At 64.3% G+C, this 21027-nt stretch carries 16 protein-coding genes and 1 pseudogene; 9 read left to right on the forward strand and 8 right to left on the reverse strand.

All coding sequences use genetic code 11. The features are described from left to right. The first annotated feature begins 56 nt into the window (after window positions 1-56). Window positions 57-2906 (forward strand): bifunctional [glutamate--ammonia ligase]-adenylyl-L-tyrosine phosphorylase/[glutamate--ammonia-ligase] adenylyltransferase, encoded by a 2850-nt coding sequence (gene glnE / locus ACZ9H4_RS05145; RefSeq protein ID WP_476118391.1) that lies wholly within the window; start codon window positions 57-59, stop codon window positions 2904-2906. Between the two features lie 117 nt (window positions 2907-3023). Here the strand turns inward: glnE and recN are convergent, their stop codons facing one another. Further along, window positions 3024-4694 (reverse strand): DNA repair protein RecN, encoded by a 1671-nt coding sequence (gene recN / locus ACZ9H4_RS05150; protein WP_476118392.1) that lies wholly within the window; start codon window positions 4692-4694, stop codon window positions 3024-3026. 82 nt (window positions 4695-4776) lie between these two features. Then, entirely contained in the window at window positions 4777-5679 is a 903-nt protein-coding gene (locus ACZ9H4_RS05155; RefSeq protein ID WP_175158798.1) for an NAD kinase, read from the reverse strand. 341 nt (window positions 5680-6020) lie between these two features. On the opposite strand from ACZ9H4_RS05155, the gene hrcA reads away from it, so the two are divergent. The 8 genes and pseudogenes from hrcA to pabB all read left to right on the forward strand — a co-directional run bounded on the left by hrcA (window position 6021) and on the right by pabB (window position 15676). Next, window positions 6021-7040, forward strand: a complete 1020-nt coding sequence (gene hrcA, locus ACZ9H4_RS05160) for a heat-inducible transcriptional repressor HrcA (RefSeq protein WP_408143571.1) — start codon at window positions 6021-6023, stop codon at window positions 7038-7040. 173 nt (window positions 7041-7213) lie between these two features. Next, a complete protein-coding gene (hemH, locus tag ACZ9H4_RS05165) occupies window positions 7214-8290 on the forward strand; it encodes a ferrochelatase (protein ID WP_476118394.1) in 1077 nt (358 codons plus the stop codon). After that, on the forward strand, window positions 8287-8694 hold the full coding sequence (locus ACZ9H4_RS05170) for an RNA-binding S4 domain-containing protein (RefSeq protein ID WP_408143575.1): 408 nt from the start codon (window positions 8287-8289) through the stop codon (window positions 8692-8694). Before hemH ends, ACZ9H4_RS05170 begins: the two co-directional genes overlap by 4 nt. 496 nt (window positions 8695-9190) lie before the next feature. Continuing rightward, complete coding sequence (grpE, locus tag ACZ9H4_RS05175; protein WP_408143577.1) at window positions 9191-9772, forward strand: nucleotide exchange factor GrpE; 582 nt, start codon at window positions 9191-9193, stop codon at window positions 9770-9772. Between the two features lie 88 nt (window positions 9773-9860). After that, window positions 9861-10198 (forward strand): annotated as a pseudogene (locus ACZ9H4_RS05180) (thioredoxin family protein); the annotation flags it as partial. Between the two features lie 153 nt (window positions 10199-10351). Next, the gene (dnaK, locus tag ACZ9H4_RS05185) at window positions 10352-12304 is read left to right on the forward strand and encodes a molecular chaperone DnaK (protein WP_476118395.1); all 1953 of its coding nucleotides are present in this window, start codon (window positions 10352-10354) and stop codon (window positions 12302-12304) included. 266 nt (window positions 12305-12570) lie between these two features. Further along, window positions 12571-13710, forward strand: coding sequence for a molecular chaperone DnaJ (dnaJ, locus tag ACZ9H4_RS05190; RefSeq protein ID WP_408143581.1), 1140 nt, complete (start codon window positions 12571-12573; stop codon window positions 13708-13710). Between the two features lie 25 nt (window positions 13711-13735). Then, window positions 13736-15676: an aminodeoxychorismate synthase component I gene (gene pabB, locus ACZ9H4_RS05195; RefSeq protein ID WP_476118396.1), complete on the forward strand. Its 1941-nt coding sequence runs from the start codon at window positions 13736-13738 to the stop codon at window positions 15674-15676. A gap of 106 nt (window positions 15677-15782) precedes the next feature. Here pabB and panB read toward each other — a convergent pair whose 3' ends face one another. Genes panB through hda form a run of 6 tightly spaced genes read right to left on the reverse strand, consistent with a single transcriptional unit; the run spans window position 15783 to window position 20957 of the window. After that, complete coding sequence (panB, locus tag ACZ9H4_RS05200) at window positions 15783-16598, reverse strand: 3-methyl-2-oxobutanoate hydroxymethyltransferase (protein WP_408154738.1); 816 nt, start codon at window positions 16596-16598, stop codon at window positions 15783-15785. Between the two features lie 37 nt (window positions 16599-16635). Continuing rightward, complete coding sequence (locus ACZ9H4_RS05205) at window positions 16636-17316, reverse strand: deoxynucleoside kinase (protein WP_476118397.1); 681 nt, start codon at window positions 17314-17316, stop codon at window positions 16636-16638. Further along, the gene (folK, locus tag ACZ9H4_RS05210; RefSeq protein WP_408143589.1) at window positions 17313-17858 is read right to left on the reverse strand and encodes a 2-amino-4-hydroxy-6-hydroxymethyldihydropteridine diphosphokinase; all 546 of its coding nucleotides are present in this window, start codon (window positions 17856-17858) and stop codon (window positions 17313-17315) included. The genes ACZ9H4_RS05205 and folK overlap by 4 nt, the downstream gene beginning before the upstream one ends. A 48-nt stretch (window positions 17859-17906) precedes the next feature. Further along, entirely contained in the window at window positions 17907-19508 is a 1602-nt protein-coding gene (gene pcnB / locus ACZ9H4_RS05215) for a polynucleotide adenylyltransferase PcnB (RefSeq protein ID WP_408143591.1), read from the reverse strand. Further along, a complete protein-coding gene (locus ACZ9H4_RS05220; RefSeq protein WP_408154744.1) occupies window positions 19505-20191 on the reverse strand; it encodes a histidinol-phosphatase in 687 nt (228 codons plus the stop codon). Before ACZ9H4_RS05220 ends, pcnB begins: the two co-directional genes overlap by 4 nt. Beyond that, entirely contained in the window at window positions 20184-20957 is a 774-nt protein-coding gene (gene hda, locus ACZ9H4_RS05225) for a DnaA regulatory inactivator Hda (RefSeq protein ID WP_408143596.1), read from the reverse strand. The genes ACZ9H4_RS05220 and hda overlap by 8 nt, the downstream gene beginning before the upstream one ends. Window positions 20958-21027: the final 70 nt, after the last annotated feature.

A 21027-nucleotide genomic window follows, 5' to 3' on the forward strand; every position in this document is an offset into this window, starting at 1 on the left:
CCGGCAAACCCTGTCTGCGCGCCGCCTCAAGGCCTGCATCGGCGCGCCGGACCGAGGTGTTACAGCGGATTGAACCACGCTATCCAAGCAACGAGCGAGCCAGACCTTTGATGACTGACGCCACACTCCTGAGTTCCAGCTATTCACACTATGCCGCGCGTGCCGCGGCGGCCCGTCCGGCACTCGTCGCGCACGTGGCGGCGCTGGCGAGCGCGCGGCTGACCCGCGAACGCATCGACGCGCGTCTCGACGCGTTGTGCGCCGAAGCGGCCGGCGCAGCTGGCGCGCCGCTGAACGAGGATGCACTCAAACGGGCCTTGCGCCAACTGCGTACCGAGGTGTTTTGCGCGGTGATGGAGCGCGATCTGACGGGTAAGGCGGACATCGCCGAAGTCACTGGGGCGATGACGGATCTGGCGGAAACGACGATCCAGCGCGCGCTTGCGGTGCTGTCCGCCGAGCTGGAAACGCTCTATGGCGAACCGCGCGGCCCGCAGGGCGAGCGGCTCGCGCTCGGCGTGGTGGGCATGGGCAAGCTGGGGGGACGCGAGTTGAACGTGTCGTCGGACATCGACCTGATCTTCGTCTATGAAGAGGACGGTGAGACGGCGGGCGGCCAGCGTTCGCCGATCGCGACGCAGGACTTCTTCACGCGCCTCGGCAAGCGTCTGATTGGCGCGCTCGCCGAAGTCACCGCCGACGGCTACGTGTTCCGGGTCGACATGCGCCTGCGGCCGAACGGCGACTCCGGGCCGCTCGTGTGCAGCATCGGCATGCTCGAAGAGTATTTCTACGTGCAGGGCCGCGAGTGGGAGCGCTATGCGTGGATCAAGGGCCGGCTCGTATCGGAAGGCGCGAGCGACGCGGCGCAGCGGCTGCAGAAGCAGCTCGACGCGATCGTCACGCCGTTCGTCTACCGCCGCTATCTCGATTTCGGCGTGATCAGCGCGATTCGCGCGCTGCATCTGCAGATTCGCCAGGAGGCGCAGCGCCGCGCGTCGATGCGGCCCGACAAGGCCGACGACATCAAGCTCGGGCGCGGCGGCATCCGCGAAATCGAATTCAGCGCGCAGGTGTTCCAGCTGATTCGCGGCGGCCAGGACGCGGGCTTTCGCGTGCGGCCGACGCTCGCCGTGTTGCGGCACGCGGCCGCGCATGGGCTGCTGGATACGTCGGTGTGCGAGAAGCTGTCAGTCGCTTACCGGTTCCTGCGCGAACTCGAGCACCGTCTGCAATACCGCAACGATGCGCAAACCCACGCGATGCCGGTCGACCCGGAAGAGCGCGCGGCGCTCGCGCGCACGATGGGTTGCGACGACTACGCGGCACTCATGGCGAAGCTCGATGCGCATCGCGAATTCGTCGAACAGCAGTTCGACCAGATTTTCGCCGACAAGGTGAGCGGCCGCGACGGCTGCGGCGCGCCTGAAGACGGCGCTGCCGCATGGGTGTGGAGCAGCGCGCTCGCCGACGACAGCGCCGACGAAGCATTGCGCGCGCGTCTCATCGAACTCGGTGTGGCCGAGCCGGGCGAGCTGCTCGCGCGCTTGCGCGCGGTGTGGCAGTCGTCGCGTTACGCGGGGCTCGCCGAGCGCAGCCGGCAACGTTTCGACATCGTCGCGCAGCGAGCGCTGGAAGCCGCGCGTACGCTCGAGCCACCCGAGCGGCGCGGCGACACGGTCGCGCGCCTGTTCGATCTGCTCGAAGCGGTGAGCCGGCGCGGCGCTTACCTCGCGCTGTTGACCGAGTATCCGCAGGCGCTGCACCAGGTGCTGTCGGTGCTGGGCGGCTCGCGCTGGGCAGCCGGTTATCTGATCCGCCATCCGCAACTGCTCGACGAACTGCTCGACGACGAAGCGATCAACAGTCCGTTCGACTGGCCCGAATTCAAGCGCACGCTGCGCTTGCGGCTGGCCGCCGCCGACGGCGTGGAGCAGCAGATGGATCTGCTGCGCCACGCGCACCAGGCCGAGGTGTTCCGCATTCTGCTGATCGATCTCGCCGGCAAGCTGAGCGTCGAGCACGTGAGCGACCGGTTGTCCGAACTCGCCGACGCCGTGCTCGACGTCACGCTCGAAGCGGTCTGGAAACAGTTGTCGAAGCGCCACCGCGAGGTGCCGCGTTTCGCGGTGATTGCCTACGGCAAGCTGGGCGGCAAGGAGTTGGGTTACGCGTCCGACCTCGACGTGATCTTCCTGTACGACGATCCCGACGACGCCGCAGCCGACGTCTACGCCACCTACACCCGCCGCCTGATCACCTGGCTGACCACCGCGACCGGCGCCGGCACGTTGTTCGATGTCGACCTGCGCTTGCGGCCGAACGGCGAGTCGGGCCTGCTCGTCACCGACCTCGACGCGTTCCGCCGCTATCAGTTGCGCGAAGGCGACGCGGCCAACACCGCGTGGGTCTGGGAGCATCAGGCGCTGAGCCGGGCGCGCTACTGCGCGGGCGATGCCGGGATCGGCGCGAAGTTCGAGGCGATCCGCGAGCAGGTGTTGACCACGCCGCGCGACGCGGCGCCGCTCGCGAAGGAGATCGTCGAGATGCGCGAGCGCGTTGGGGCGGGGCATCCGAACCACACGCCGGCGCTGTTCGATCTGAAGCACGACCGTGGCGGGATGGTCGATATCGAATTCACCGTGCAGTACTGGGTGCTGCTGCACGCGGCCCGCGATCCCGAACTGATCCGCAATACCGGCAACATCGCGTTGCTGCGCGAAGTGTCGCGCTTCGGCCTGATGAGCGAGGAAGAGGCCGAGACGGTCGGCGCGGCGTATCGCACGTATCGCAAGTTGCAGCACAAGCTGCGGCTCGACGGGATGGAGAAGGCGCGCGTCGATCCGGCGCTGGTCGGCACCGAGCGCGCAGCGGTGCTGGCGTTGTGGAAGCGGGTGTTCGGGTGAGAGGGTGTGCTGCGTGACGTGAGAGTGGGGCGGCGGGCGTAATCGATGCCCGCCTTGCTCACGAGGCGTCGAAGTACTGGTCGGCGGCCGAGGTGAGCGCCTCCCGGCCGCGCGGTTTCAGGCGGCCAGCATTTCCTTCGCGTGCTTGCGCGTGGTTGCGGTGATTTCCAGCCCGCCGAGCATCCGCGCGACTTCCTCGACGCGGCTCGTCTTGTCGAGCGAGATGACGCTGCTCACCGTGCCGCCCTTGCCGTTGCCGGCTTTCGCCACCTGGAAATGGTGGTCGCCGCGCGCGGCGACTTGCGGCAAGTGGGTCACGCACAGCACCTGGCGTGCTTGCCCGAGCTGATGCAACAGCCGCCCCACCACTTCGGCGACGCCGCCGCCGATGCCGGTATCCACTTCGTCGAAGATCAGCGTGGGTGTCGGGCTGGCGGCGCTGGCGATGACCGCGAGCGCGAGGCTGATACGTGCCAGTTCGCCGCCCGAGGCGACCTTGGCGAGCGGTCGCAACGGCACGCCGGCGTGACCCGCGACGCGGAACTCGACCTGCTCCAAACCATGCGCGCCGCCCTCGGGCAGCGGCACTAGCGCGACTTCGAAGCTGCCGCCTTTCATCGACAGTTCCTGCATGCCGGTGGTGACCGCCGCGCCCAACGCGGTGCCGGCTTTCGCACGCGCCTTCGAGAGTTTCTTCGCCTCGGCCAGGTACGCTTCCCTGGCCTTCGCCTCTGCGGCGTGCAGGCTGTCGAGATCCGCGGCGGCGTCGAGCGCGTCCAGTTGCGCGCGCCGCGCCTGATGTTCGTCGGGGAGCGTCTGTGGCTGCAGGCGGAACTTGCGCGCGGCCGAGTGCAGCGCATCGAGGCGCTTTTCGACTTGCGCGAGGCGGTCCGGATCGAGTTCGAGCTTTTGCGCGTAATGACTCAGCGAGTACGCCGCTTCCTGCAACTGGATTTCGGCGGGTTCGAGCGCGGCGAGGACGTCGTTCAGCGCAGGATCGATCTCGGCCAGGTTGCGCACCTTCGACACGATCGACGCGAGGTGGGTGATCATCGCCTCGTCCGACTCGGACAGGGCGCCGAGCGCGCCTTGCACGCCGTCGATCAGATTGGCCGAATGGGACAAACGATGGTGCTCGGCGTTGACCTCTTCCCATTCGCCCGGTTGCGGCGCGAGCTTGTCCAGTTCGGTGAGTTGCCAGGCGAGGCGCTCGCGCTCCAGTTGCAACTCGCGGTCGCGGGTCTGCGCGTGCTCGACCGCCTGAACCTTCTCGCGCCACGTGCGCCACGCGCGTGTGACGGTGGCGGCGGTGTCGGACAGACCCGCGTGGGTATCGAACAGTTCGCGTTGCGCGTCGGGGCGCATCAGCAACTGGTGCGCGTGCTGGCCGTGAATGTCCACCAGCATCTCGCCCACCTCGCGCAACTGTGCGAGTGTGGCGGCCGTGCCGTTGATGAACGCGCGCGAGCGGCCGTTGGCGTCCACTACCCGCCGCAGCATCACGGTACCGCCATGCTCGTCGCTGTCGGCGGTGGCGCCGAGCGCCTGCTCGTCGAGCCATTGCTCGACCTGCGCATGGGTCTCGAACTCCGCGGTGATGTCGGCACGGCTCTCGCCGGTGCGTACGACGCTCGCGTCGGCGCGCGCGCCGAGCGCGAGTGCCAGCGCGTCGATCAGGATCGACTTGCCGGCGCCGGTTTCGCCCGAGAAAACAGTAAACCCGCTGTCGAATTCGAGGTCGAGCGCGGCGACGATGACGAAGTCGCGTATCGAGAGGTGGCGAAGCATGGAGGTCGTCTGATGAGCTTGAAATTCAGGTTTCGGCAGCGGCGGTAGCTTGGGCCTTGGCGTTCCGGCGTGACTGCGCCGCTCAGGGCTTGGGATCTTCTTCGTGCGACGGGTATTCGTTCCAGTGCAGCTTCTTGCGCAGCGTGGCGTAGTGGCTGTAGCCGACCGGATGCAGCATCGGCACCGTATGACGCGAGCGGCGCACCTCGATCGTGTCGCTCAACTCCAGCGAGGTGAACGACTGCATGTCGAAATTGACGTTCACTTCACGCCCGGAGACGATCTGGATGCTCACCTTCGAGTCGTCCGGCAGCACGATCGGCCGGTTCGACAGCGCGTGCGGCGCGATCGGCACGAGCACGATGCCCTGCAATTGCGGATGCAGAATGGGGCCCTGCGACGACAGCGCGTAAGCGGTCGAGCCGGTCGGCGTGGCGACGATCAGGCCGTCCGATCGCTGGTTGTACATGAAGCGCCCGTCGACCGAGACGTGCAGTTCCGCCATCCCCGAAAAGCCGCTGCGGTTGACCACCACGTCGTTGAAGGCCAGCGCGTGATAGATCGGATTGCCGTCGCGCATGATGCGCGCTTCGAGCAGCAGGCGTTCTTCGCGCTCGAAATTGCCGGACAGCATTTGCGGCACGATCTCGCGCATGTCGGAGATCGGGATGTCCGTGATGAAACCGAGCCGCCCATGATTGATGCCGATGAGCGGCGTGCGGTACGGCGCAAGCTGACGGCCGATGCCGAGCATCGTGCCGTCGCCGCCCAGCACCACGGCGACGTCGGCGCGCGCGCCGATCTCGGCGGGACGCAGCGCCGGATAGTCGGTGATGCCGATTTCCGCGGCGGTGTCGGCCTCGAACACGACTTCGAAGCCGCGTTTCGCGATGCACGAGGCGAGCGCGGTCAGCGGCTCGCCGATACCTGGCGTATTGTTGCGCCCGACGAGCGCGACGGTCTTGAACTGGCTGGTCACTTGCATGCCGGCATTACACCATAGGTGGGGCCTGAAAAGAACCGCAGACAGACCCGGTGGCGGGCCGGCATGGCGGGGCGCCGGCGCATGCCGCGATTATCGTTAGAATGGTGAAGCCTTGATGACATGCGCGCCGATTAAAGTGTGAGGGCGGGCTGCCGATCAACTTGCGCCGACGCTGGCCGCAAGGAGCTTGCGAATGTCGGCGCAAGAGGGGATCGGAGCGATGTGCAGCGTCGCGCCAGAGCGCCGGCCGGACGGCGCCCCGGCAAGCAGTGGCGTATTCGTCGCGGGCAGGCGCCGTTAGCGCTCGCGGTAGTCCCGGCATTAAGCTAAAATTTTTCCTCATGCTAGATCCTCGCGCACAAACCCTCCTCAAAACGCTGATCGAGCGCTACATCGCCGAAGGTCAGCCGGTCGGCTCGCGCACGCTGTCTCGTTACTCGGGCCTCGAACTGAGCCCGGCAACGATCCGCAACGTGATGTCCGATCTCGAGGACCTGGGGCTCGTGATCAGTCCGCATACTTCCGCGGGCCGCATTCCTACGCCGCGCGGCTACCGTCTGTTCGTCGATACGATGCTGACGGTGGAGTCCGCCGCAGACGAAGAGGCGGTGATGCGCACCGTCAAGACTACGCTGCAGGCGGGCGAGCCGCAAAAGATCGTCGCGGCGGCGGCCAGCGTGCTGTCTAACCTGTCGCAGTTCGCCGGGGTGGTACTCACGCCGCGGCGCAGCCACGTGTTCAAGCAGATCGAGTTCATGCGTTTGTCGGACAAACGCATCCTGCTGATCATCGTGACGCCCGAAGGCGACGTGCAGAACCGCATCATGGCGACCCAGCGCGACTTCTCGCCGTCGCAGCTGGTTGAAGCCTCCAATTACATCAACGCCCACTTCGCGGGCCTTTCGTTCGACGACGTGCGCCGCCGCCTGCGCGAAGAAATCGACGAGCTGCGTGGCGACATGACCACGCTGATGCATGCGGCCGTCACGGCGAGCACAGACGAATCCGACACCGGCGAGACGGTGCTTATTTCCGGCGAGCGCAATCTGCTCGAAGTCGCCGACCTCTCGTCGGACATGGCGCGTCTGCGCAGGCTGTTCGATGTTTTCGACCAAAAGACCAGTCTCCTTCAATTGCTCGACGTATCGAGTCATGCGGCGGGGGTGCAGATTTTCATCGGCGGCGAGTCGAATCTGGTGCCGATCGAAGAGATGAGCGTCGTCACCGCGCCGTACGAGGTGAACGGCAAGATCGTCGGCACGCTCGGCGTGATCGGGCCGACCCGCATGGCTTACAACCGCGTGATTCCGATTGTCGACATCACCGCTCGTCTGCTTTCGCTCACTCTGAGCCAGCAGTAACGGCTTGCTATTCCCGCTGCGGCGAGCCGTGCTGAGAATGATGCGTGAGCGCGCGCGACTTGCCTATCGGCCGAATGGCCAGGGGCGTCCGGCGAACCAGGCCACGGACCGCGCCGCTATAATGAATCTCCATTGAATCGACTCTCCGCGTAAAGCGGTGACTTCCGCTGCCTATGCGCTTCGACCTCGAGCGGCCTTCACAGAACGCCACCTCACATCGTGTCGCCGTGCTGCTGATCAATCTCGGCACGCCCGACGCGCCGACGCCGCACGCGGTGCGCCGTTATCTCGCGCAATTCCTGTCCGATCCACGGGTGGTCGAAATTCCGGCGCTGCTGTGGCAGATCATTTTGCGTTTGCTGATTTTGCCGTTTCGCGGGCGCAGCTCCGCCAGGAAGTATGCGGCGGTATGGATGCCCGAAGGCTCGCCGTTGCGCGTCTACACGGAAAAGCAGGTGGAAGGTCTGCGCCATCTGCTGCAATTGAACGACTACACGGTGCTGGTCGACTACGCGATGCGCTACGGCACACCGGGCATTCCGGCCATGCTGAACCAGTTGAAGCTGGCCGGCGCCGAGCGGGTGCTGCTCGTGCCCATGTATCCGCAATACTCGTCGTCGACCACGGCCACGGCGTTCGACGACGCGTTTTCGGCCCTCAAGCGTATGCGCAATCAGCCGGAAATCCGCACGCTGCGCCAATATGCGGATCATCCCGCGTATATTGCCGCGCTGGCCGCCCAGGTGCATCACTATTGGCATCAGCACGGCCGGCCGGACTTCACGGCGGGCGACAAGCTGGTGCTGAGCTTTCACGGTGTGCCCAAGCGCACGCTGGACCTGGGCGATCCGTACCACGAGCAATGCCAGCAAACCGGCGCGCTGTTGACGCAGGCGCTCGGGCTGACGCCCGTGGAATGCCGCATTACCTTCCAGTCGCGCTTCGGCAAGGCCGAATGGCTACAACCGTACACGGCGCCTACGCTGAAGGAACTGGGCGCGGCGGGTGTGCGGCGCGCCGACGTGTTCTGCCCGGGCTTTACGGCCGACTGCCTTGAAACGATTGAGGAAATCGGCATGGAAGTGCGTGACGAGTTCCTGCATGCGGGCGGCAAGGAGTTTCACCGGATCGCCTGCGTGAACGCGTCGCAACCGTGGATTGCGGCGCTAGGGGAGATCGTCGCGCAGAATCTCCAAGGCTGGCCGGTGCAGGCGGTGCCGGTGCCGCACGCCACAGAGGCAGGTTCATGAACTACAGGATTTCCACCGAAGCGGGCGCGAAGCTGCGTATCGACAAGTGGCTGTGGGCCGCACGCTTTTTCAAGACGCGTTCGCTCGCGGCCGGCGCGGTCGACAAAGGGCATGTGCGCATCGGCGGGGCCAGCGTCAAGCCGGCCAAGGACGTGCGGGTCGGCGACCTGGTCGAGATCGAGATCGAGCGGATCGTGTGGCAGGTGGAAGTGCTGGGCGTCTGCGACGTGCGTGGACCCGCGAGCGTCGCCCAGACGCTCTACGCCGAGACCGCGCAGAGCAAGGTGAAGCGGCAGGTCGAGCAGGAGCGGCGCAAGACGTACCGCGAACCCGCCGCCGAAATGCACGGCCGGCCGACCAAGCGCGATCGGCGCATTATCGACAAATTTTCAGGTGGGAATTGAACAGTTGGTGCACGCCGCCATATTCGGTCGTGTGGTCGTTGACCGCTCCGGACATGCAGATGGTCGTGGTGCCCGCAACCAGTACCAGTGCGACCACCCCGATTGCCAAGGTCAGTTTCACGGTACTCCCCCAAGGACGATTCGGTTACTAGAACGGCGAATCAGGTTGAAATTGCAAATTCGGTAAGGCTAACGTCAGATTAGGGTTAACGTGTCTTTTCCGATCGTTTATTGGAGCATAGGCCACTTGTTGGCCGCACTCAATCTCAATCTGATTGCGTCGCATTAATGGTTGTTACGGTGCGTTTCCACCACTCGCCGGTGGTGCGAAAAGAACGCGCAAATCCGCTTGAAAGGGAGCCTTCCGGCCCCATCTGGCCTTTTGATATGCGGTGGTGAGACGAGCCGCCTGTCGCGATTTTGCAACGCACAAATCGCGATATTTTTACGCGCACGCGCTACCGTTGGTTTTTACTTTTTAACGACTTTCAGCGACATGGAAAACACGCAAGAGAACCCGACGAGCCAGAACCCCACGCCCGCCGACGAAACCGCGCGCCAGGCCGCCGAGGCCGCAGCGCCCCAGGATCCGGCTGTGAACGCCGCAGCGGATGCGCCGGCAAGCGCCGAGCAGGCTGCGCTGGCCGAAGCACAGGCGAAAATCACCGAGTTGCAGGAGAGTTTCCTGCGTGCGAAGGCCGAAACCGAGAACGTGCGCCGTCGTGCGCAGGAAGACGTCGCCAAGGCGCATAAGTTTGCGATCGAAAGTTTCGCGGAGCATCTGCTGCCGGTGGTCGACAGCCTCGAAGCGGCCGTCGCTCACTCGTCCGATGACCTGCAGAAGGTGCGCGAGGGCGTCGAACTGACGCTGCGCCAGTTGACCGGTGCGCTGGAGAAGGGCCGCGTCGTCGCCTTGAATCCGGTTGGCGAGAAGTTCGACCCGCATCGCCATCAGGCCATTTCGATGGTGCCGGCCGATCAGGAGCCGAACACCGTCGTCGCCGTGCTGCAAAAAGGCTTCGTAATCGCCGATCGCGTGCTGCGTCCCGCACTTGTGACGGTTGCGGCGCCGAAGTAAAGCGGCGCGAGGCATCGCAAGCCGTTCTATCTGGCATCGGCCGCGATGACCGGCATTCCCGTCGGCGCGACCGCCGAGGCCGGGGTGACTGGCCGTGGTGTTTTTCTGGAGTCTCGACGGTTTCAATTGCGAGATCGCCAGGAAAGCGATGCTGGCGCAGCCGGGCGCGATCCGCGCGCTCGGCCTCAAATGGTTTTGCAGCAAGGTCCACGAGCATCGCGAGCTGGGCAGGCGCTCCATGCTTCATGGCGTGTCCACGTGGTTTTTCTTTTACCGCGGTGAGCGGCCAGGCCGGGCAACCGGTCGGCACACGCCAGGCAATTCGAGGCAGCGGTCGCGGCGGCCCGGGAAACGATCCGGGCCGCCGTTCCCGCAGGCAGCGGGCAAGTTGATGGAACGAATTCGGGCAAAAGTTCGACCGATTGAAAAAAAATAAAGACCGCATCGTAGAAGAGGTCTTGAAAACGATGTGGACGCACTTATGTTGAGTGCAGGTATGAATTGAGAGCGGATCGCCCGACCGCCAGATGGGCAAACAGGGCGATTCCCGCAGCGATCAAAGTTAGGAGATTAGAAAAAATGGGCAAAATCATCGGCATCGACCTCGGCACGACCAACTCGTGCGTGGCGATCATGGAAGGCAATTCGGTCAAGGTGATCGAGAACTCGGAAGGTGCGCGCACCACGCCGTCGATCATCGCTTACATGGAAGACGGCGAGATTCTGGTCGGCGCGCCTGCGAAGCGTCAGTCGGTCACGAACCCGAAGAACACGCTGTACGCGGTCAAGCGCCTGATCGGCCGCCGCTTCGAAGAAAAAGAAGTGCAGAAAGACATCGGCCTGATGCCGTACAAGATCATGAAGGCCGACAACGGCGACGCGTGGGTCGAAGTGCGCGATCAGAAGCTGGCGCCGCCGCAAATCTCCGCGGAAGTGCTGCGCAAGATGAAGAAGACCGCTGAAGACTACCTCGGCGAGCCGGTCACCGAAGCCGTGATTACGGTTCCCGCGTACTTCAACGACAGCCAGCGTCAGGCAACCAAGGACGCAGGCCGCATCGCCGGTCTGGAAGTGAAGCGGATCATCAACGAACCGACCGCAGCCGCGCTGGCATTCGGTCTGGACAAGGCCGAAAAGGGCGACCGCAAGATCGCGGTGTATGACCTGGGCGGCGGTACGTTCGACGTGTCGATCATCGAAATCGCTGACGTCGACGGTGAAATGCAGTTCGAAGTGCTGTCCACGAATGGCGATACGTTCCTCGGCGGCGAAGACTTCGACCAGCGCATCATCGATTACATCATCGGCGAGTTCAAGAAAGAGCAAGGCGTCGATCTGTCGAAAGACGTGCTCGCGCTGCAACGCCTGAAGGAATCGGCTGAGAAGGCGAAGATCGAACTGTCGTCGAGCCAGCAGACCGAAATCAACTTGCCGTACATCACCGCCGACGCATCGGGTCCGAAGCACTTGAACCTGAAAATTACGCGTGCGAAGCTGGAAGCGCTGGTTGAAGAGCTGATCGAACGCACGATCGAACCGTGCCGCGTGGCCATCAAGGACGCAGGCGTGAAGGTCGGCGAAATCGACGACGTGATTCTGGTCGGCGGTATGACCCGTATGCCGAAGGTGCAGGAAAAGGTCAAGGAGTTCTTCGGCAAGGATCCGCGCCGTGACGTGAACCCGGACGAAGCCGTGGCCGTGGGCGCCGCGATTCAAGGCCAGGTTCTGTCGGGCGACCGCAAGGACGTTCTGCTGCTCGACGTGACCCCGCTGTCGCTCGGCATTGAAACGCTCGGCGGCGTGATGACGAAGATGATCAACAAGAACACCACGATTCCGACCAAGCACGCTCAGGTCTACTCGACGGCTGATGACAATCAGAGCGCCGTGACGATCAAGGTGTTCCAGGGCGAACGCGAAATGGCAGCGGGCAACAAGCTGCTCGGCGAGTTCAACCTCGAAGGCATTCCGCCGTCACCGCGCGGCACGCCGCAGATCGAAGTGAGCTTCGACATCGACGCGAACGGCATTCTGCACGTCGGCGCGAAGGACAAGGCGACCGGCAAGGAAAACCGCATCACGATCAAGGCGAACTCGGGTCTGTCCGAAGCCGAAATCGAGAAGATGGTGAAGGACGCCGAAGCGAACGCGGAAGAAGATCACAAGCTGCGTGAGCTGGCCGATGCCCGCAACCAGGGCGACGCGCTGGTCCACAGCACGAAGAAGGCGCTCACCGAATACGGCGACAAGCTGGAAGCGGGCGAGAAGGAAAAGATCGAAGCCGCACTGAAGGACCTCGAAGAAACGCTCAAGAGCAGTTCGAGCGACAAGGCCGCGATCGAAGCCAAGATCGAAGTGGTGGCAACCGCCTCGCAGAAAATGGGCGAAAAGATGTACGCCGACATGCAGGCTGCGCAAGGTGCGGAAGCCGCGGCAGCAGGCGCGGCGGGTGCGGGTGCATCGGCTGGTGGCGCGAGCCAGCAGCAGGACGATGTGGTCGACGCCGAGTTCAAGGAAGTGAAGAAGGACTAAAGCCAGGTCGCATTTCGACCGTAAAGCCGCGCACAGCAATGTGCGCGGCCCGGCTGCACAAGGCTGCGTCCACCCGGACGACCGACGTGCAAGAGCGGTTATCACGCCTGGCGAGCCTTTTGGGGCTCTCCGGGCACATTTGTTTTATGGAGGGCGTTGTTTTGTGCCGTGTCGAAGCGGGTGAAAACAGCGGCCGGACGAGTCGTGAGACTCCAGCATTCAAGAGGAGCCACCGCGTTGCATTGCGCGAGTGGCGTTGAACCGATATGGCGAAACGGGATTACTACGAGGTTCTGGGCGTCGCAAAGAACGCGAGCGACGACGAAATCAAGAAGGCTTATCGCAAGCTCGCGATGAAGCATCACCCCGACCGCAATCCGGGCAACAAGGATGCGGAAGAGCATTTCAAAGAGGTGAAGGAAGCCTATGAAATGCTGTCGGACTCGCAAAAGCGTGCCGCATACGATCAGTACGGCCACGCGGGCGTCGATCCGAACATGGGCGCAGGCGGTGCGCAAGGCTTCGGCGGCTTCGCCGATGCGTTCGGCGATATTTTCGGCGACATCTTCGGTCAGGCGGCCGGTGGCGCCGCGCGTGGGGGCGGCCGGGCCGGCCCGCAGGTGTATCGCGGCGCCGATCTGCGCTACAGCATGGAAATCACGCTGGAGCAGGCTGCTCACGGCTACGACACGCAGATTCGCGTGCCGAGCTGGGTCTCGTGCGAAATCTGTCACGGCTCGGGCGCAAAGCCCGGCACCAAGCCGGAAACCTGCCCGACCTGTAGCGGTTCGGGTTCGGTGCGGATGTCGCAAGGCTTTTTCAGCATTCAGCAAACCTGCCCGAAGTGCCATGGCACCGGCACCTATATCCCCGACCCGTGCGGCCACTGCCACGGCGCGGGCAAGGTGAAGGAAACCAAGACGCTGGAAGTGAAGATCCCCGCGGGTATCGACGACGGCATGCGCATCCGCTCGGCCGGCAACGGCGAGCCGGGCATCAACGGCGGTCCGTCGGGCGATCTTTACGTCGAGATCCACATCAAGCAGCACTCGGTGTTCGAGCGCGATGGCGACGATCTTCATTGCCAGATGCCGATTCCGTTCACCACGGCGGCGCTCGGTGGCGAAATCGAAGTGCCGACACTCGCAGGCCGCGCCAGCTTCACCGTGCCGGAAGGCACGCAATCGGGCAAGACGTTCCGTCTGCGTGGCAAGGGCATCAAGGGGTTGCGTTCGAGCATTGCGGGCGATCTGTACGTACACGTGCAAGTCGAAACACCGGTCAAGCTCAACGAAACACAGCGCGATCTGCTGCAACAGTTCGAAAAGGCGCTGGTGGAAGGCGGCTCGCGACATAGCCCGCAAAGCAAGAGCTGGTTCGATCGGGTGAAGAGCTTCTTCGATTAATGGCAGTTTGAAGTTGGCGGTAAGCATGACGGCAGATGAACGCGGCGCAGTGTTCGCACTGCTCGATGATTGCGACGCGACGGCGGCGCGCCGTTCGAGTCGTCTGTACACGGGTTTCGTGCGTGAACGGGTTTGCTCGGACGTCGCGCAGCTCGAAGCCGTGTGCGAGAGCGTCGTTGCCGATACGCGGGATGGTTTGCATGCCGTCGTGCTCGCCGACTATGAGTTCGGCCGGACGCTTCTTCTTGGCGAAGAAGCGGACAGGTCTCTGAAAACGCAGGGTGGCGATGCCACGCTGCGTTTTTTATTGTTCGAACGCTGCGACAAGCGTTCGCGCGAAGAGGTCGACGCGTGGCTCATGGCTCGCGATGGCGGTGCGGCGCAGCCGTCGGTGGCGGGCACGGCCCATGTGCACGCGAGCGTCGATCCCGCGCAATTCGACGTGGCGATCGATGCGATCCACGCCGCCTTGCGCGCAGGTGATTCGTATCAGGTCAATTACACGTACCGGCTCGGCTTCGACGTGTTCGGATCGCCCACTGCGCTCTATCGGCGCTTGAGGGCCCGACAGCCGGTTCCGTTCGGCGCGTTCATCGCGTTGCCGGGCGGCAACTGGGTGTTGTCATGCTCGCCGGAACTCTTCATCGAGAAGCAGGGCGCCAGGTTGCGCGCGCGGCCGATGAAAGGCACTGCGCCGCGCTCGGACGATCCGGCTGCCGATCGGCGCACAGCCGAGTTTCTTGGCAACGATCCGAAAAATCGCGCCGAAAACGTGATGATCGTCGATCTGTTGCGCAACGATCTGTCGCGGGTCGCGCAGACGGGCTCGGTGAAGGTGCCGGCGCTATTTTCGGTCGAGCCTTATGCGTCGGTCTGGCAGATGACCTCGACGGTGGAGGCCGCTTTGCGGCCCGGCACGTCGTTCGCCGGCATCCTGCGCGCGCTGTTTCCGTGTGGCTCGATCACCGGCGCACCGAAGCATCGCACGATGCAGTTGATCGACGAGCTAGAGAATACGCCTCGCGGTCTTTATACCGGGGCGATCGGGTGGCTCGATGCGCCATCGGAAGCCTCAACGAATGCCTCGACGAATGCCTCCGGCGAGCACACTGTTGCTGCCGCCAGACCCGAATCCGTCTGTGGCGACTTCTGCCTGTCCGTCGCCATCCGGACACTGACTGTGAACCGCTCCGCGCAAACTGGCGCCTTGCAAGGCAAGATGGGTATCGGCGCGGGCATCGTCCTCGACAGCGTGGCCGCCGACGAATACGCGGAGTGTCAATTGAAAGCCAGATTCCTGACCGGCGCCGATCCGGGCTTCGAACTCTTCGAAACGATGTATGCGACGCGGGAAGAGGGCGTGCGGCATCTCGCGCGTCATCTCCAACGGCTTTCGTCGAGCGCCGCGGCGCTCGGCTTCAGGCTCGACGACATCGACGCAGTTCGCGCGCAAATCGCCACGGAATGCACTTCGCTGCCGGCGCAGATTCCGCACCGCATGCGGCTCGCGCTGCATAAGGACGGCACGGTGCAAATCACCGCTGCAGTCCTGACCCCGCTGAAGGAATCAAGCGTCGGCGTGCTGCTCGGTCCCGACCACGCGTTTTTCGCAACTGATGCCGGCGACCCGCTGCTGCACCACAAAACCACGCGCCGCGCCGATTACGACCGTGGCTGGCGTGAAGCCGAGGCGAAGGGCGCGTTCGATACGCTGTTCTTCAATGAGCGAGGCGAGTTGACCGAAGGCGGCCGGTCGAACGTGTTCGTGAAGCTGGCAGGGCGCTGGTGGACGCCGCCGCTCGCGTCGGGTGTGCTGCCCGGTGTGATGCGAAGCGTATTGCTCGACGAGGCGTCGGGCTTGCAAGCGGCTGAAAAGGTCCTCACGCAGGCGGATGTGCTGAACGCAGAAGCGCTCCTGATCTGCAATGCGTTGCGCGGCGCGCTGGAGGCGCGCTTAGTCCGCTAGAACACGCACGAAGCCGCTGTGTGCATGAGCACCGCCCGCGCGCAAACAACATTCAAAAACAATCGAACAGCAGCGCCGCGGCCCAACGCCTAAGCGCCGCCACCCATCAGAACGTATGCTCGGGCCCGGGGAAAGAACCGTCTTTCACCGCACGCACATACGCTTCCACAGCAGCCAGAATGCTCGGCTGTCCCTGCATGAAGTCCTTCACGAAGCGCGGGCGCTTGCCGGGGAAAATCCCGAGCATGTCGTGCAGCACCAGCACCTGACCCGAACAGTCGAGCCCCGCGCCGATGCCGATCGTCGGAATGCGCAACTGCTTCGTGACTTCGCTGGCGAGCTGCGTCGGAATCGCCTCCATCACGATCAATTGTGCGCCGGCCGCCTGCATTTCGAGCGAGTCGCGCAGCAACTGGCTCGCACCCGCTTCGGTCTTGCCTTGCACCTTGAAGCCGCCGAACGCGTGCACGGACTGCGGCGTGAGACCAACGTGCGCACACACCGGAATCGAGCGCTCGACCAGAAAGCGCACTGTGTCCGCAAGCCATACTCCACCTTCGAGCTTCACCATCTGCGCGCCGGCGCGCATCAACTCCACCGAGCTGCGGAACGCGTCTTCCGGCGTGCCGTAGGTGCCGAACGGCAGATCGGCGACCACGAGTGCCGCGGGTCGCGCGCGCGCCACGCTGGCCGTGTGATACGCGATGTCGGTGAGCGACACCGGCAGCGTGGTCGTCTGGCCTTGCAGCACGTTGCCGAGCGAATCGCCGATCAACAGCACGTCGACGCCCGCGCGATCCAGCAGCGCGGCGAAGCTCGCGTCGTAACAGGTGAGCATCGCGATTCTTTCACCGGCGTCGCGCATCGCCTGCAGTTTCGGCACGGTGATCGCGTTCCGGCTCGCTTCCTGCAAATAGGTCATGGGTCAATCCATTGAAAAAAAGAGGTGGCCGCGTCGCTTAGAGCGACGTGCCTTTGACGAAGAATTCCTTGCGGCCGCGCATGCTTTCGATGCGTTCGGCGAGCAGCGCAAGGTCCGCATCGGAATCGAGCGGATTCAGGTGTTCGGCGTTGACCGTCAGCACGGGCGTGCGATCGTAGTGATAGAAGAATTCGTTGTACGCGTCGCACAGGGCGCGCAGGTACGCGTCGGAAATCTGCAACTCCATCGGCACCGCGCGCTTCTGGATGCGCGCGAACAGCACTTCGGGGCTGGCCTGCAGATAGACCACGAAATCGGGCGCCGGCGCACTGACGTCGAGCCGCGCGGCGAGCGCGCGGTACAACTGCCACTCGTCGTCCTGCAAGGTCAGACGCGCGAAGATGTCGTTCTTCTGCGTCATGAAATCGGCGATGAGCGGGGTGCCCGAGCCGTGCGCCGCGCTCACTTCCTGTGCCTGCTGCGCGCGCTGCAGCGCGAAGTGCAGTTGCGTGGGCAACGCAAAACGCGCGGTGTCGCGATAAAAGCGTTCGAGAAAAGGATTGTCCTGCGGCCGTTCGAACAACTCCTGCATCGACCAGCGCTGCGCGAGCCGTCGCGCGAGCGAAGTCTTGCCGACGCCGATCGGCCCTTCGATCGCGAGATACCGGAACGGCGGGCGCAGTTGCGGCGCGGTGACCGTGAGCGGCGGTGAGCTCATTCGCAGCGGCCTTTGTCGGCGGTGGTGGCGCCTGTCAATGCATTGAGCATCGGACACTGACACGGGCCCTTCACCCTCTCGATGCGTTGATCGCTGACGGCGGCGAGCAGCGCATCAGCGCGGCCGTGTTGCGGAATGACCAGCGCCGCTTCGATTTCGACGAGCGGCACCAGCGCGAACGCTCGCTCGGTCAAGCGGGGATGCGGCACGACCAGATCGGCTTCGTCGATCGATTGATCGCCGTAGAGCAGGATGTCCAGATCGAGCGTGCGCGGTGCGTTGCGAAACGGCCGCTCGCGGCCGAATTGATGCTCGATCTTGTGACACAGCGCGAGCAGATGCCGCACGGGGAGCGTCGTGTCCACCTTCACGACGCAGTTGAAATAGTCGTCACCGCCCGCGTCGATCGGGGCAGTGCGATACAGGCTCGACTTGGCGAGCACGGAGATGGTGTGCTGTTGTGCGAGGCACACCACTGCGTCTTTCAGGGTCTGGCGCGCGTCCCCGAGATTCGCGCCGAGGCCGAGATAAGCAACCGTCATGGCATAACTTCCTGCAACTATCGTTCGACGGCAATAGCCAACGCTCGGTCAGTCGTCGTGCGAGCCGTCGTGGCTCGCGTCGTTGTCTGTGCGTTCGGCTGGCGTGCCGCCCTCCATTCCGTCGCCCGGTTTGCGGTTTTTCGCGCCACTGCTGCGCCGCCGTCGTTTTCTGGGGCTTCGGTCCTTCCCGCCTTGCGTGAGCAATGCCTCGCGCGCGGCGATGTCTCCTTCGATGAACTCCGTCCACCACGCACCGACCGACTCATCGAGTTCGCCCGATTCGCAGCGCAACAGGAGGAAATCATACCCCGCTCTAAATCTTTGGTGTTCCAGCAGCTTCAGCGCGCTTCTTCCCGAGCGTTTTTCGAGGCGCAACTGCAGGCCCCAGATCTCGCGCATATCGGCCGAGAAGCGCTTGTGGATCGCGAGCTTCTCGGTTTGCATGTCGAGAACTTCGTCCATCGCGCGATGCAACGCCGGCACCGGATATTCGCCATCCGCTTCGAATTTCTGCCAGCGCTGCTGCACGTCGTGCCACAGCAGCGTGGCGAACAGGAAGCCCGGCGACACCGGCTTGCCGGCGCGCACGCGTGCATCGGTATTGGAGAGCGCCAGCGTGATGAATTTTTCGCCGATGGGCTGTTCGAGCACCACGTCGAGGAGCGGCAACAGACCGTGATGCAGCCCTTCCTGGCGCAGGCGCTTCAGGCAGGCGAGTGCGTAACCGGACAGCATCAGCTTGAGCATTTCGTCAAAAAGACGCGCGGCGGGCACGTTGTTGATCAGATCGGCCATCTTGACGATCGGCGCACGCGTGCTGTCTTCGATCTCAAACTCGAGCTTCGCGGCGAAACGCACCACGCGCAGCATGCGCACCGGATCTTCGCGATAGCGCGTGGCCGGGTCGCCGATCATGCGCAACAGACGCGCGCGCATGTCGGCCATGCCGTTGTGGTAGTCCAGCACGGTTTGCGTGGCCGGGTCGTAATACATCGCGTTGATCGTGAAGTCGCGGCGCGTGGCGTCTTCGTGCTGCTCGCCCCACACGTTGTCGCGCAGCACGCGGCCGCTCGCGTCCACCGCGTGGGTGCGGCGGTCGAGCTCGTCGCGCTTGAGGCGCCGCGGCGGCGCAGCGTCCGCCGCGGGCGGATCGACCAGCGCACGGAACGTCGAGGTTTCGATGATTTCCTGGCCGAACTGCACATGCACGATCTGAAACCGGCGGCCGATGATGCGCGCGCGGCGGAACAGCTTCTGCACCTGTTCGGGCGTGGCGTCGGTGGCGACGTCGAAGTCTTTCGGTTTGATGCCGAGCAGCAGATCGCGCACCGCACCGCCGACGATAAACGCGCGATGGCCCGCCTGCTGCAGACCTTCGGTCACGCGAATCGCGTTCCTCGAGATCAGCGCGGGATCGATGCCGTGCACGTCGTGCGGAATGATGACCGGCACGTCCGGATCGCGCACGGCCTTGACGGTCGCGCCAGGCGCGCGGATCGTTTTGCGGCGCGGCTTGGCCGCGCCTTCGGTGGCGGACTTCGTGCGCGCGGGAGCGCGGCCGGTTACGTCTGCTTCGGCTTCGGCGGGCAGGGTGTCGTCAGCGGGCGCCGCGTCCTGGCCGAATAGCTTGCGAATGAGTTTTTTGATCACGAGGGTTGAAAGAGTTCGAGGATGCGCCAGCCTTTGGCTTGCGCATGGGCGCGCAATGTGTCGTCCGGATTGGTCGCGATGGGGTCGGTGACTATTTCGAGCAGCGGGATGTCGTTGTGCGAATCGCTATAGAAATAGCTGTGCTCGAAGTCGCTCCAGGTTTTGCCGAGCGAGGCGAGCCACGCTTCGGTACGGACGATCTTGCCTTCCTTGTAGCTTGGCGTGCCGGTGGGGCGGCCGGTGTACGGCGAATGCGGCTGGCCGTCGACGGTTTCCACTTCGCAGGCGATCAGCGTGTCGACGCCGAAGGCTTGCGCGATCGGGCGCGTGATGAATTCGTTGGTGGCCGTGACCACGCAGCAGAGGTCGCCGGCTTCACGGTGCTGCTTCACCAGTTCCAGTGCGACCGGAAAAATGGCCGGCGTGATGACTTCGTGCATGTACTGCGCGTGAATGTCGGCGAGTTGCGCGCGCGTGTACTTCGCGAGCGGCGTGAGCATGGCGATCAGATAGGCGTGAATGTCGAGCTTGCCGGCTTTGTAGTCGGCGAAAAAGCGGTCGTTTTCACGGGCGAAATTTTCGGCGTCGACCATGCCTTGTTTCACCATGAAGCGGCCCCATTCGTGGTCGCTGTCGGTGGGGATGAGCGTGTGGTCGAGATCGAAGAGTGCGAGGTTAGCCATGGGGGCCTATTTTACTTGAAGCGGATGAAGCGGCGTGCGAACCCGCCGGCGAGCCGGGCGCGGCGCGCCGTTCGTCGGCGTCGGGCGACGCCAGCATGGTGCGCAGAAGCGGCAGCGTGACGGCGCGTTTCTGTTCGAGCGAGAAGCGGTCGAGCGCGTCGAGCAGCGCCATCAGGCTCGGCATGTCGCGGCGAAAATGCGTGAGCAGATAGGCGGGCACGTCGTCGGCGAGCATGATGCCGCGCTCGCGCGCCGCGAGCTTGAGCACCGCCGCCTTGCCTTCGTCCGGCAGCGGCGCGAGATGGAAGACGAGGCCCCAGCCGAGGCGGGTGCGCAAATCCTCGCGCACGGTCATGCCGATCGGCGGCGCGTTGCCCGCGGCGACCAGCGCGCTGGTGGGATGCGCGCGCACTTCGTTGAACAGGTTGAACACGGCGATCTGTTGCGCGGCCGACAGCGCGTCGCAATCGTCGATCGCGTAGAGCGCCACGCGCGGGTCGAAGCCGAACGCGGCGAGGCTGCTCTGCGGCCCGGCGAAGCGCGCATGCCCCGGCGGCGCTTCGTGCACGAGCGCCTGCAACAGGTGCGTGCGGCCGCTGCCGGACTCGCCCCAGACGTAGAAGGTGCGATCGGCGACCGGCCCGGCGGCGAGCGCGTTGTCGAGCTCACGCAGGCGCGTGACCAGCTCCGAGTTCGCGCCGGCGAAGAAATTGTCGAATGTCGATGGCGGCGGGGTGCCGAGATCGAGCGTCAGTTGACGAAGCACAGTAGGTGACTGCCGAAAATGAGGCTAAGGCCGTAGCGGCCCGGACCTCGGGCCCTGAAACGTCAGTAAG

The sequence above is a fragment of the Paraburkholderia sp. TE9906 genome, from assembly GCF_056279605.1.

Excerpts from the sequence above, each read along its gene's own strand:
- dnaJ (WP_408143581.1), top strand. The coding sequence starts at position 12,571 with ATGGCGAAACGGGATTACTACGAGGTTCTGGGCGTCGCAAAGAACGCG.
- hrcA (WP_408143571.1), top strand. The coding sequence starts at position 6,021 with ATGCTAGATCCTCGCGCACAAACCCTCCTCAAAACGCTGATCGAGCGC.
- pabB (WP_476118396.1), top strand. The coding sequence starts at position 13,736 with ATGACGGCAGATGAACGCGGCGCAGTGTTCGCACTGCTCGATGATTGC.
- dnaK (WP_476118395.1), top strand. The coding sequence starts at position 10,352 with ATGGGCAAAATCATCGGCATCGACCTCGGCACGACCAACTCGTGCGTG.
- ACZ9H4_RS05155 (WP_175158798.1), bottom strand. The coding sequence starts at position 5,679 with ATGCAAGTGACCAGCCAGTTCAAGACCGTCGCGCTCGTCGGGCGCAAC.
- ACZ9H4_RS05170 (WP_408143575.1), top strand. The coding sequence starts at position 8,287 with ATGAACTACAGGATTTCCACCGAAGCGGGCGCGAAGCTGCGTATCGAC.
- hemH (WP_476118394.1), top strand. The coding sequence starts at position 7,214 with ATGCGCTTCGACCTCGAGCGGCCTTCACAGAACGCCACCTCACATCGT.
- recN (WP_476118392.1), bottom strand. The coding sequence starts at position 4,694 with ATGCTTCGCCACCTCTCGATACGCGACTTCGTCATCGTCGCCGCGCTC.
- folK (WP_408143589.1), bottom strand. The coding sequence starts at position 17,858 with ATGACGGTTGCTTATCTCGGCCTCGGCGCGAATCTCGGGGACGCGCGC.
- panB (WP_408154738.1), bottom strand. The coding sequence starts at position 16,598 with ATGACCTATTTGCAGGAAGCGAGCCGGAACGCGATCACCGTGCCGAAA.
- ACZ9H4_RS05205 (WP_476118397.1), bottom strand. The coding sequence starts at position 17,316 with ATGAGCTCACCGCCGCTCACGGTCACCGCGCCGCAACTGCGCCCGCCG.
- ACZ9H4_RS05220 (WP_408154744.1), bottom strand. The coding sequence starts at position 20,191 with ATGGCTAACCTCGCACTCTTCGATCTCGACCACACGCTCATCCCCACC.
- grpE (WP_408143577.1), top strand. The coding sequence starts at position 9,191 with ATGGAAAACACGCAAGAGAACCCGACGAGCCAGAACCCCACGCCCGCC.